The sequence below is a fragment of the Bifidobacterium sp. ESL0819 genome (assembly GCF_052606245.1).
This window is the reverse complement of the sequence record NZ_CP199587.1, coordinates 1,138,450-1,151,306: the sequence shown is the minus strand read 5'-3', so window position 1 is coordinate 1,151,306 and position 12,857 is coordinate 1,138,450. Positions and strand designations below refer to the sequence as shown.

General features: G+C 57.9%; 7 protein-coding genes. 6 read left to right on the top strand and 1 reads right to left on the bottom strand.

From position 1 onward, the window contains the following. The first annotated feature begins 34 nt into the window (after window positions 1-34). From ACUIAD_RS04840 to ACUIAD_RS04830, 3 genes are all read left to right on the top strand, one after another. Window positions 35-484 (top strand): MarR family winged helix-turn-helix transcriptional regulator, encoded by a 450-nt coding sequence (locus ACUIAD_RS04840; RefSeq protein WP_110451817.1) that lies wholly within the window; start codon window positions 35-37, stop codon window positions 482-484. Next, complete coding sequence (locus ACUIAD_RS04835; RefSeq protein WP_445342945.1) at window positions 481-1,899, top strand: MFS transporter; 1,419 nt, start codon at window positions 481-483, stop codon at window positions 1,897-1,899. The genes ACUIAD_RS04840 and ACUIAD_RS04835 overlap by 4 nt, the downstream gene beginning before the upstream one ends. 353 nt (window positions 1,900-2,252) lie before the next feature. Further along, complete coding sequence (locus ACUIAD_RS04830) at window positions 2,253-2,816, top strand: hypothetical protein (protein ID WP_445342944.1); 564 nt, start codon at window positions 2,253-2,255, stop codon at window positions 2,814-2,816. Window positions 2,817-4,000: 1,184 nt separating this feature from the next. Here ACUIAD_RS04830 and ACUIAD_RS04825 read toward each other — a convergent pair. Next, entirely contained in the window at window positions 4,001-4,156 is a 156-nt protein-coding gene (locus ACUIAD_RS04825; protein WP_445342943.1) for a hypothetical protein, read from the bottom strand. Between the two features lie 148 nt (window positions 4,157-4,304). Between ACUIAD_RS04825 and ACUIAD_RS04820 the strand changes: the two genes are divergently transcribed. The 3 genes from ACUIAD_RS04820 to ACUIAD_RS04810 all read left to right on the top strand — a co-directional run bounded on the left by ACUIAD_RS04820 (window position 4,305) and on the right by ACUIAD_RS04810 (window position 12,215). Then, window positions 4,305-5,012 carry an InlB B-repeat-containing protein gene (locus tag ACUIAD_RS04820; protein WP_445342942.1) on the top strand — a complete coding sequence of 236 codons (708 nt, stop codon included), beginning with the start codon at window positions 4,305-4,307 and terminating at the stop codon, window positions 5,010-5,012. Next, window positions 4,952-8,203, top strand: coding sequence for an RCC1 domain-containing protein (locus tag ACUIAD_RS04815; RefSeq protein WP_445342941.1), 3,252 nt, complete (start codon window positions 4,952-4,954; stop codon window positions 8,201-8,203). Before ACUIAD_RS04820 ends, ACUIAD_RS04815 begins: the two co-directional genes overlap by 61 nt. 241 nt (window positions 8,204-8,444) lie before the next feature. After that, window positions 8,445-12,215 (top strand): RCC1 domain-containing protein, encoded by a 3,771-nt coding sequence (locus ACUIAD_RS04810; RefSeq protein ID WP_445342940.1) that lies wholly within the window; start codon window positions 8,445-8,447, stop codon window positions 12,213-12,215. The last annotated feature ends 642 nt before the right edge of the window (window positions 12,216-12,857 follow it).

Genomic DNA, 12,857 nt, shown 5'->3' with positions numbered 1-12,857 from the left:
CTTAGGTAGCTAACTATCTATCCAAGGAGAGCCTTTGCACGAGGACTACGGCAAGCGGATCAAACGGGCAGCCAACCTCATGTCACGGTCCATGGACGCCTACGCGACTCGATACGGACTGACCGGCACCCAGATGTCCATCATCGACTTCCTGGGCGAGTCCCAGAACCATACCCAGCGGGACATCGAGCTGGAATTCGACATCCGCCCGTCTACAACGACAAAAATCCTGCAGAGGATGGAAACCAGCGGACTGATCGCGGCCAGACGGGATCCCAGGGACGGCCGTCAACGCATCATCGCTCCGACGGCCAAGGCCCGGGGCCTGCAGACAGCAGTGCGGGTTTATATAGAAGACCAGCAAAAGGCCATGGAGCGCCGGTTCGACCAGCATGATCTGGCTGCCTTCGACCGCGTGCTGGCCTATTTCATCGCGTTGAATTCCGATGATGCCTCCCAGACCGGGAAGGAGCCTCGCTCATGAGCCGAATCCAGGAGCAAAGCACGGCAATCCCTCACAAGGTAATCGGCGCTGTGGTAGCCACTGGCATCATGTCCTTCTGCGGCGTGATCGTGGAAACGGCCATGAACATCACCTTTCCTGCCCTCATGAGCCATTTCGGCATCGGGACCTCCAGCGTGCAATGGATGACCACCCTCTATCTGCTGGTCGTCGCCTCCATCACCCCGCTCTCGGCAGTTCTCAAGCGCCGATTCCGCAGCCGGACCCTCTTTCTGTGCGCCAACCTGCTCTTCCTGGCCGGACTGGTCATCGACGCGCTGGCTCCGGTCTTCCCGCTCCTGCTGCTGGGCAGGGCCATACAGGGGCTGGGCACCAGCATCGCCCTGCCGCTGATGTTCAACATCATCCTCCAGCAGGTCCCGACAAAGCGCATCGGCACCATGATGGGCGTAGGCACACTGATTACAGCCATCGGACCAGCCATCGGCCCCACCTTTGGCGGTCTGGTAGCAACCACCATCGGTTGGCGTTTCGTCTTCGTCATCCTGATTCCCATACTGCTCATCTCGCTGGTGACCGGCCTGTCCTGCATACCCTCAGTTCCTGTGTTGGCAGACAGGGAAGCGGCCGAGCTGGGCTCGCTTGACGTGTTCCTGATGGTCCTAGGCTTTGCCGGCCTGATCTTCGGCATCAGCAACGCCTCGGCAGGATGGCTCTCCTGGAGATTCGGCGGAGCGCTGGTCCTTGGACTCATCGCCCTGGCAGCGTTCGCCCTCCGTGCTCGGCATCAGGCCCAACCGATCATCGACGTGCGCTTGTTTGCCGATAGGCGCTTCTGCCTGCATGTGGGGGCCTACATCCTCTTCGAGATCAGCGCCCTGGCTCTCTCATTCATCCTGCCCAACCACCTGCAGCTGGTTGATGGCTGCACCTCGCTGCAGGCCGGACTGGTGGTGCTGCCGGGCGCGGCGATCGGAGCCGTTCTGGCTCCGCTCTCCGGCAGGCTCTACGATCAGCTCGGCCCGCGCATCCCCATCATCAGCGGTAGCCTTGTTGCCCTGATCGGTCTCCTGGGATTTGCCTTGACGGCCCGTCGGCTGACAGCCATGGCCATCCTGATACTCTATATTTTCTTCATGCTGGGCATCGGGTTGAGCTTCGGCAACATCATGACCAACGGCCTGCACCGGCTGAGCCAGGAGCAGCAGGCCGACGGCAACGCCATCTTCAACACCGTCCAGCAGTTCGCCGCAGCCATCGGCAGCAGCCTGGCGGCCACCATCGTCGCAGCAGGCCAGGCCGCAGTCGCAGACCAGCATCTGGGCACAATCAATGGCTCGCAGCATGCCCTGATCCTGCTGTTGATTGTCGGCACCCTAGAAGTTCTGCTGATCCTGGCCGCCCTAGGTCGCTTTCATAAGTCGCAGCCTGCTTGAGGAATGGGAGAATTTACCAAACGGATGCCCGAATGGCAGTCAGTCAAGACCCCAAAAACCTCATCTCGTTTTCGCCGGCGGCTCCACCAGGCGCAATAGGGAATCAGGGTGGCTGTGTGTGGAAGGTGACGGGCTGAGCATCATTATTGATAAAGCGGAGCACCGAGCGCTAAGGCTGAGCAGAGGCTTGCTATATATATGGAGTCAGTGTTCGACCACCGACAAGATAAGCTGTACATATTCATGTACTATGAACAGAGAGTTACACTTAATTCAATAACCGCTCTTCTGATTCACCAAATCTGGATCTGGTCAACAGTGTCGTAAGCCTCCCACTTCACTAAGGAGAACCGATGAAGAAGACAAAGGCTATCCGTCAAATGAAATTTGATTCTTCTCAAGCAGCCCAGCCGGGTTCCGACGGGCGCATGCATCGGCTCACAGCATTGCAGTCCTGGTTCCATGACAAGGCGAGCACAGCTGAAACCACTTGGAGAAAACAAATGGTGGCCGCTATGGCCATGCTGATGAGCGTCGGCCTGCTTTCAGGCTGCCAGGGACAGACCCGGTCAGAACCCTCGGTCAACGAGGCCGCCAGTTATTTTTCTTCTTTGACCAAGTACAAAGTTTCTGGTGACGGCAGCGTGAGCAGTATTGCTGCCGACAAAAAGGGAAGCCTGTACGTACTTGCGCAGCGAGCCGACCTCAAGCGGGTGGAAGCCGGACAATGCAAGGTGGACGGCAAAGCCATGCAGCGCTCTTCTTCCAACATGAATTACCCAGCAGGCAACGGCCAGAATTTCTTCCCCTTTGCACAAATCGAGATCGCGCAAGGCGACCCGCACAAGCTCTCATGCAACCAGCAGAGTGGAGTCAAATTAATGGCGTTGCTGGACCCGCATATCCGAAACTTATAAAAGCTGGGGCACCGAAGCGACCGAGCGGCGAGAGGTTCGCCAGATGCGGCTATGAATTTGGCAGCAAGCATGCCTCCCCTACCGTAAGCCGTACGGAATCTCCTAGCTGGTGGGAGACGAGGCAACAAGTCTGTCACCTAGGATGGTCTGCTCTCGGTGGGGACTGCCATTGTTTTTGTTTGCGAAAGATGCTGCATGGCTCCCTAAAGCCGCCTCCATGGGTCTGTGAATCTTCCACAGATACCTCTTATCCCCTTTATTGTGCTCACCCCTCCCCCACAAAATGAGGAAACTTCAATGACTGTTATGACTCTCGAACCTAAAACCTGGACCAGCAACCAATATCACAGGAATCAGCGCTTCTGCTCTTCCACAAAGATTTCAGGCTGGGTTTTCAATACTCCCAGAAGCTATTTCACCCTGTCAGAATAGATGCAGATGGGCAATGCAGAGCATTTTGGAAATAAATCACCGTGCTTGCATACAGGATTGACTTCGGCGGTTGCGCTTAACATGCAGACGCAGCCCAGACCACATCTCATTCGCTTAATGCAAACGGCGCAAATAGGATTATACACGCTACCCGATTCAGGAATCTGAAGGACGCCTGTATGCGGCCGCATACTGCTGGACGAGCTGACGTATGACGGAAGAACGAGCATAGTACTCCTGCTCAGCCAGCCGCCTCATCTCGTCGTCAGGACTGGTACGGACTCTGATCCTTCCAAGTCTTCGGAGCTGTCTGCTTGTTCTCAGCACTGCGCTGACGCATCCGCTCGAATTCCTGTGAAGCTACCGGAAGAACTTCTCCTCATCCACCGTACGGTTGAGATCCATACGCCCAGCACTAGCCAGAGACCACAGACACAGGCTCGTCCAGCTCGACTTTCGCCGCAAACTCTTCCATCTGTTTGAGTTCCGCCTAGCTGATACTCAATTACGTCTCAGCCTCGCCCACGCCTATGCTTCCCTTCCGTGGTGCTACTCGAGCGACTATCATTAATATCACCGAACGCATGAGACAATTAAGCACTAGACAGCCACGAAATATAGCGTTCAACCATCTTAACCATGACCTGAATATTGTCGTTCAAAACTGGCGATCAGCTTTATCCTCAGTGTTTCGCGTGCTGTAAATCCTCGTGCCTAAAGCCGGTTCGACCGACACCGTCCTCCACGTCTGCCTACAATCCGGGGCAGTCTGGCGTACTCGTGGCTTGGATCAGCCTGGGCGGCATCAGCCGGGACCAGTCCGCCTCAGCAGCACCTGCGGCGTCCAGCTCATTGTCCGCAGAGCCGGTGCCGTCCATCCCGCTCTTAGACTCATCGGTGTTCCGCATCCGCTTCATCAGCAGGAATAAATGAACCAAATAGAGTAGGCATTGGTCATACGGCAGACAGCCTGTTTCATGATATCTGTTATCCTGTGATCAAGGCAATACTGACACGTCTAGAGACGTGATAAAGTTGTTTCAGGTCAGGTCGGGGATGTTCCCGGCGGGTTGCCCGTTTTGCTTGGGATTATTTGATAACGGGCCTGTGATCATGAAGAAGGGGAATGCGTCAATAATGCGTCATCGTCGGAACAAGCCAGATCGGTCAACCACTGTCATTGGCCGGCTGCTCGCTGTCACTTTGTCAGTCGGCCTTCTTACCGGCACAGTCGCTACGGCCAATGCGGCCACGAGCAAGCCTAGCGCGTCCGACGCGAACGCAACGGCCGCGCTGGAAGACGCCAGGGAGACGGGGTCGGCGGACTCTGGGGTAAACAAGCAGAATTCCGGCATCGCCTCCAGCAATGCAACCTCACAGGATTCGCCGGCAAAACCCGCGACGCCTTCTGCACCCGCAGCCACCCCAGACACATCAGAGACTCCGTCGACCACTCCAACGCCACAGAACTCTGAGCAGCCGGCGCCATCCACTGATCCTGCTCCTGCGCCCACCCCGACTCAAAGCGATCCCAAGGATTCCGGCAATACCGATGAAAGCCCAGTTCGGCCACGCTCGTCGGCGACATACACGGTAACCTTCAAAAGCGAGATGGGCTCGACGACGCCAAAGGCATCAGTCACATCCGGAGATAGGGTGGAACGCCCTGCAAACCCCTACTGCAAAGGCGCTTCCTTTGTCGGGTGGTTCAACGGGAACCTCGCTATGACTTTACCCAGCCCGTCACCGGAGACCTCACACTGACGGCCCGCTGGGTCAAGGGTCCCGATTCATGGAGTCTTACCCCTAGCCATGGTCCTACCTCCGGCAACACGCCAGCCACCCTGACTGCGCCGGCCATAGGCGATATTCGCATCAGCCAGTTCAGCGCAGGAAAAGACTTTTCGCTAGCCCTCGATTCGACCGGAGCGATATACAGCTGGGGAGACAACAGCAAGGGACAGCTGGGACGCACCCCCAGCGCCACCGCGCCTGCCAATCAGCCAGAACGAATAGAAGTGCCAAATGACGTTCGCTTCCTCCAAGTCAGCGCAGGAGACGATTACGCTATAGCCATCGATATCAATCACGAACTATACAGCTGGGGAAACAATGAAAAAGGCCAACTAGGGTACGGCAACTTCGAATCATCTTCCAAGCCAAAACTGGTGTGGGCAACTATAAATAATATAAGTATAAGTAGTTCAGAGGGAAGCGGTGTAAATAAATTTGTTCAAGTCAGCGCAGGACCAAGCCATGCGCTGGCCTTAAGCAGTAATGGAACTGTGTACAGCTGGGGAGATGCCAGCAGCGGCCAGCTGGGACGCGATACCTCGGACGGATACGACAGTAAATATGATCCCCTGCGACCGAGCTCGTTGCCATTGCTAAAGGGCATAAAGATCACTCAGGTATCTGCAGGCGGCAAGGCCTCCCTTGCAGTCGCATCTGACGGCAGCATGTACAGCTGGGGAGACAACAGCAGCGGCCAGCTGAGCCGCGAGACCGCCGGCGAATCCGACTGGAAACCAGCCAAGGCCGACACGCCAGCCGGAGCAGCTTTCGCTCAGGTCAGCGTAGGATACCGCCACGCACTGGCTATTGATTCAGACGGCAATACATACAGCTGGGGGAACGGCAGCACCGGCAAGCCCAGCAAGGTGGCCCTGCCCGGCGGCATCAAAGCAAGGCAGGTCAGCGCGGGACACGACTACTCCCTGGCAACCGGCTCCGACGGCAACATCTACAGCTGGGGCGACAACAGCAGCGGCCAGCTGGGACGAGATACGGGTGGCGCATCAACAAATCAGCCAGGCAAAGCGAACACCCGCGACGGCGTCGCCTATGCCCAAGCCGTCGCAGGGTACAGGCACATCCTGGTCATGGGATCAGACGGCTACCTCTACGGCTGGGGAGACGACAGCAGCGGCCAGCTGGGCACCGGCACCGCCAGCAGTGCGCCGGTAACCACCCCCGGCAAGGCGGAATTCACCCAAGAATTCAAATTCAACGGCGCCAAGCTGGACGGAACCCCGATTACAGGCTTGACCAAGAAGCAGGACGGCGTCTGGAGCTTCCGCACCCCTGCGCACAAAAAAGGCCAGGTGGACGTAACGGTCACCTGGACCAGGAACGACCATCAGGCCGATGCGCACCTAGCCTACAAATACGATGGTTCCAAATACACGGTCACCTTCGATGGCGCAGGCGGCACATCAACGCCAGAGGCCCAGCAGGTCTTGGACGGCGATCAGGCCGTCCGCCCCGACAAGGATCCAGCCAAGGACGGCTACCTGTTCGACGGCTGGTTCCTCAAAGACTCCAAGGGGGGCTCCAATATAGCCTACGACTTCAACCAGCCCGTCACCGGCGACATCGCCTTGGTCGCCCACTTCAGTCCCGTCCCGCACTGGAGCATCGACAAGAAGGAAGGGCCCGAAACCGGCGGCCAGAGCGTCAAGCTCACCCCGCCACAAGGCACACGCGGAATCCGCTTCGCCTGGATCCAATCGGGAAACGACTACTCCCTGGCTCTCGGCTCAGACGGCAACCTCTACAGCTGGGGAAGCAATAAAAATTACCGGCTTGGACACAAAACCTCAAATGAGCCCGCCCGGGTGGATACACCCGCCGGAGTCCGCTATACCCAGGCCGCTGCAGGAGACAGCTTCGCCATAGCCCTTGGCTCAGACGGCAATGTATATACCTGGGGAAGCAACGACTATGGCCAGCTGGGACGTTACACCCCCACCAACGGCACCGATGACGGCTTCGCCCCCCACACAGCCGCGCAGCCTGCAGGCATCCGCTACACTCGAGTCTACGCAGGCAAATCCTTCGCCATGGCATTAGCCTCCGATGGCAACCTCTACGCCTGGGGAGACGATACGAATGGCGAACTAGGACAAGGCAAGACAGTATCAAAGAGCACCGAACCTCTTAAAGTAGCTGCACCCCAAGGCATCACATTCACCAATGTCGCCACAGGACCAGGCAGCCAGACCATCTACGCTTGGGGCTCAGACAGCAACATATACGCCTGGGGAAGCAACAATTACCAGCAACTGTATCCGACCCCGGGTGTAGCCATGCCGCACTATGACCCCCTGCCCAAAAAAATGCACTACTATCATGACCCTAGGCCCGGCGACGATCCAGGCTACATTCCAGCCGGCGTCACTCTCACGCAAATCAGCACAGGCGATGGCTTCGGGCTGGGGCTCGGCTCCGACAATAATCTCTACGCCTGGGGGAACGGCTTCAAAAACCAGATGGGAAACGGTATGTGGATGAGCTCCCCTAAAAAGGTCAACATGCCTTCAGGCGTTACAGTCACCCGGTTCGTGGCGGGATATGACTTTAGCTTCGCTGTAGGATCGGACGGCAACCTCTACAGCTGGGGAAACAACGTGTGGGGACAACTTGGACGCGCCACCAGCGAGACGACAGACATCACGCCCACCAAAATTGACGCTCCAGCCGGCATCAGCCTCATCCAACCTCAGGCAGGAGCTAATCACTCCTCAGCCATAGGATCGGACGGCAACCTCTACAGCTGGGGAAAGAACGACCTCGCTCAGCTGGGACGCGACAGCAACGGCAAGCCGGATCAGCATCCAGGCAAGATCACCCTCTTCCCCGGAGGAGTGGGCATTCCCAAGCTCGTCCAGTTCGGCACTGCAGAAGGCACCTCTCTTACGAAAAACAATGACGGCACCTGGACTGTGACCACGCCGCCTTACTCGCCAGGACCGGTCACCGTGACGATCGACTGGGAGCTGAACGGGGTTGCGCAAACCCCCGACACCAGCAACATCTATCGGTACACCTCCATCAGCGTCCTGCCCCGAGCCGGCGGCACCGGCATACTCCTGCTCCTTGCCATCGGCCTGATCATCATCGCGACTACCATCGCGGCGCGACGCTTGAGACAGGCCAGAAGCCTGAACCAGTAGACTTCGGCTCGAGTAAGCACGTCCGGAAAGCATCCAACCCCAAATAACGATGATCCGGACGCAACAGGGCGGCTCCGCAATCCACTAGCACAGCGGAGCCGCCCTTTCCATATTTACCCTTTCTAGAGACGTGATAAAGTTGTTTCAGGTCAGGTCGGGGATGTTCCCGGCGGGTTGCCCGTTTTGCTTGGGATTATTTGATAACGGGCCTGTGATCATGAAGAAGGGGAATGCGTCAATAATGCGTCATCGTCGGAACAAGCCAGATCGGTCAACCACTGTCATTGGCCGGCTGCTCGCTGTCACTTTGTCAGTCGGCCTTCTTACCGGCACAGTCGCTACGGCCAATGCGGCCACGAGCAAGCCTAGCGCGTCCGACGCGAACGCAACGGCCGCGCTGGAAGACGCCAGGGAGACGGGGTCGGCGGACTCTGGGGTAAACAAGCAGAATTCCGGCATCGCCTCCAGCAATGCAACCTCACAGGATTCGCCGGCAAAACCCGCGACGCCTTCTGCACCCGCAGCCACCCCAGACACATCAGAGACTCCGTCGACCACTCCAACGCCACAGAACTCTGAGCAGCCGGCGCCATCCACTGATCCTGCTCCTGCGCCCACCCCGACTCAAAGCGATCCCAAGGATTCCGGCAATACCGATGAAAGCCCAGTTCGGCCACGCTCGTCGGCGACATACACGGTAACCTTCAAAAGCGAGATGGGCTCGACGACGCCAAAGGCATCAGTCACATCCGGAGATAGGGTGGAACGCCCTGCAAACCCCTACTGCAAAGGCGCTTCCTTTGTCGGGTGGTTCAACGGGAACCTCGCATATGACTTTACCCAGCCCGTCACCGGAGACCTCACACTGACGGCCCGCTGGGTCAAGGGTCCCGATTCATGGAGTCTTACCCCTAGCCATGGTCCTACCTCCGGCAACACGCCAGCCACCCTGACTGCGCCGGCCATAGGCGATATTCGCATCAGCCAGTTCAGCGCAGGAAAAGACTTTTCGCTAGCCCTCGATTCGACCGGAGCGATATACAGCTGGGGAGACAACAGCAAGGGACAGCTGGGACGCACCCCCAGCGCCACCGCGCCTGCCAATCAGCCAGAACGAATAGAAGTGCCAAATGACGTTCGCTTCCTCCAAGTCAGCGCAGGAGACGATTACGCTATAGCCATCGATATCAATCACCGTCTCTACAGCTGGGGAAACAATGAAAAAGGCCAACTAGGGGACACCACCTTCAAATCACCTTCCAAGCCGAGACTGATGGGCGGAACTGTATATAGTGTAATTAATAGAGAAAAAAGAGAGATAAAGGAATTTGTTCAAGTCAGCGCAGGACCAAGCCATGCGCTGGCCTTAAGCAGTAATGGAACTGTGTACAGCTGGGGAGATGACAGCAGCGGCCAGCTGGGACGCGAAACCGACGGATTAAGTCTAACTCACCGAGAACTGAACCCGTTGCCATTGCTAAAGGGCATAAAGATCACTCAGGTATCTGCAGGCGGCAAGGCCTCCCTTGCAGTCGCATCTGACGGCAGCATGTACAGCTGGGGAGACAACAGCAGCGGCCAGCTGAGCCGCGAGACCGCCGGCGAATCCGACTGGAAACCAGCCAAGGCCGACACGCCAGCCGGAGCAGCTTTCGCTCAGGTCAGCGTAGGATACCGCCACGCACTGGCTATTGATTCAGACGGCAATACATACAGCTGGGGGAACGGCAGCACCGGCAAGCCCAGCAAGGTGGCCCTGCCCGGCGGCATCAAAGCAAGGCAGGTCAGCGCGGGACACGACTACTCCCTGGCAACCGGCTCCGACGGCAACATCTACAGCTGGGGCGACAACAGCAGCGGCCAGCTGGGACGAGATACGGGTGGCGCATCAACAAATCAGCCAGGCAAAGCGAACACCCGCGACGGCGTCGCCTATGCCCAAGCCGTCGCAGGGTACAGGCACATCCTGGTCATGGGATCAGACGGCTACCTCTACGGCTGGGGAGACGACAGCAGCGGCCAGCTGGGCACCGGCACCGCCAGCAGTGCGCCGGTAACCACCCCCGGCAAGGCGGAATTCACCCAAGAATTCAAATTCAACGGCGCCAAGCTGGACGGAACCCCGATTACAGGCTTGACCAAGAAGCAGGACGGCGTCTGGAGCTTCCGCACCCCTGCGCACAAAAAAGGCCAGGTGGACGTAACGGTCACCTGGACCAGGAACGACCATCAGGCCGATGCGCACCTAGCCTACAAATACGATGGTTCCAAATACACGGTCACCTTCGATGGCGCAGGCGGCACATCAACGCCAGAGGCCCAGCAGGTCTTGGACGGCGATCAGGCCGTCCGCCCCGACAAGGATCCAGCCAAGGACGGCTACCTGTTCGACGGCTGGTTCCTCAAAGACTCCAAGGGGGGCTCCAATATAGCCTACGACTTCAACCAGCCCGTCACCGGCGACATCGCCTTGGTCGCCCACTTCAGTCCCGTCCCGCACTGGAGCATCGACAAGAAGGAAGGGCCCGAAACCGGCGGCCAGAGCGTCAAGCTCACCCCGCCACAAGGCACACGCGGAATCCGCTTCGCCTGGATCCAATCGGGAAACGACTACTCCCTGGCTCTCGGCTCAGACGGCAACCTCTACAGCTGGGGAAGCAATAAAAATTACCGGCTTGGACACAAAACCTCAAATGAGCCCGCCCGGGTGGATACACCCGCCGGAGTCCGCTATACCCAGGCCGCTGCAGGAGACAGCTTCGCCATAGCCCTTGGCTCAGACGGCAATGTATATACCTGGGGAAGCAACGACTATGGCCAGCTGGGACGTTACACCCCCACCAACGGCACCGATGACGGCTTCGCCCCCCACACAGCCGCGCAGCCTGCAGGCATCCGCTACACTCGAGTCTACGCAGGCAAATCCTTCGCCATGGCATTAGCCTCCGATGGCAACCTCTACGCCTGGGGAGACGATACGAATGGCGAACTAGGACAAGGCAAGACAGTATCAAAGAGCACCGAACCTCTTAAAGTAGCTGCACCCCAAGGCATCACATTCACCAATGTCGCCACAGGACCAGGCAGCCAGCATGTCCATGCCTTGGGCTCCGATGGCAAATTCTATACCTGGGGATTAAACAGCAGCTACCAACTGGGTCACTCATATGATGCGAACACGCCGTTCTATGACCCTAACCCCGTCGAAATGAACCTGATTCCAGACGGCATCACTTTCACGCAAATCAGCACGGGTGAGTTCTTCTCGCTGGCTCTCGGCTCCGACAATAATCTCTACAGCTGGGGAAGAGGCAAACAAGGCCAGTCAGGAAACAATATCGATCTGAGTAACATCCCTCACAAGGTCTTCATGCCTTCAGGCGTTACAGCCACCCGGTTCGTGGCGGGATATGACTTTAGCCTCGCTGTAGGATCGGACGGCAACCTCTACAGCTGGGGAAACAACGTGTGGGGACAACTTGGACGCACCACCAGCGGCACTACATACCGCACGCCCACCAAAATTGACGCTCCAGCCGGCATCAGCCTGATCCAACCTCAGGCAGGAGCTAATCACTCCTCAGCCATAGGATCAGATGGCAACCTCTACAGCTGGGGAAAGAACGACCTCGCTCAGCTGGGACGCGACAGCAACGGCAAGCCGGATCAGCATCCAGGCAAGATCACCCTCTTCCCCGGAGGAGCAGGCATTCCCAAGCTCGTCCAGTTCGGCACTGCAGAAGGCACCTCTCTTACGAAAAACAATGACGGCACCTGGACTGTGACCACGCCGCCTTACTCGCCAGGACCGGTCACCGTGACGATCGACTGGGAGCTGAACGGGGTTGCGCAAACCCCCGACACCAGCAACATCTATCGGTACACCTCCATCAGCGTCCTGCCCCGAGCCGGCGGCACCGGCATACTCCTGCTCCTTGCCATCGGCCTGATCATCATCGCGACTACCATCGCGGCGCGACGCTTGAGACAGGCCAGAAGCCTGAACCAGTAGACTTCGGCTCGAGTAAGCACGTCCGGAAAGCATCCAACCCCAAATAACGATGATCCGGACGCAACAGGGCGGCTCCGCAATCCACTAGCACAGCGGAGCCGCCCTTCTCATATTTACCCTCCCCTGGCAGGAAGCTGCCGTATCCCGGACTTGACATAACATTTTTTACCTGATTTACCCGGGTGTTGCTCCCATTCCGACCCGACTGTGCATGCTAGCGTTTTTCTAGCTACCGGGAATGAGCCCGGCATGCAGCCGATGAAAAAACTTGGGATTTTTCATCATCGGACCGCCTTGTCTTGGGAAAGGGGTTTGAACCTATCATGTGCCACCCGGACGCGTCTTCCCGGTCAGCCATCGTTGTAAGCCTTTTGCAGGTCATCGTCATTCTTCCAGCCAGCATGATCATCGGCAGCCTTGTTGCAGCCGACGCCGCAGCCAGAGCAGCAGCGCACCGACCGGTCAGGTTGGAAGATGCCACAACAGACCAGCGAACAGACGCTTCCGCCAGCACGACAACTCGTCTAGCCACACCCCCATTCCAGCATGCGTCCACCACGCTTGCGACTGCGGCTTCCGAGCCTGGCAAGGCCATCGACAGCCAACCGCAGGCACAGTCAGCTTCGTACACAGTCATCTTCG

Coding starts and splice junctions, on each gene's coding strand:
- ACUIAD_RS04820 (WP_445342942.1), top strand. CDS start 4,305: ATGTTCCCGGCGGGTTGCCCGTTTTGCTTGGGATTATTTGATAACGGG.
- ACUIAD_RS04810 (WP_445342940.1), top strand. CDS start 8,445: ATGCGTCATCGTCGGAACAAGCCAGATCGGTCAACCACTGTCATTGGC.
- ACUIAD_RS04825 (WP_445342943.1), bottom strand. CDS start 4,156: ATGCGGAACACCGATGAGTCTAAGAGCGGGATGGACGGCACCGGCTCT.
- ACUIAD_RS04835 (WP_445342945.1), top strand. CDS start 481: ATGAGCCGAATCCAGGAGCAAAGCACGGCAATCCCTCACAAGGTAATC.
- ACUIAD_RS04830 (WP_445342944.1), top strand. CDS start 2,253: ATGAAGAAGACAAAGGCTATCCGTCAAATGAAATTTGATTCTTCTCAA.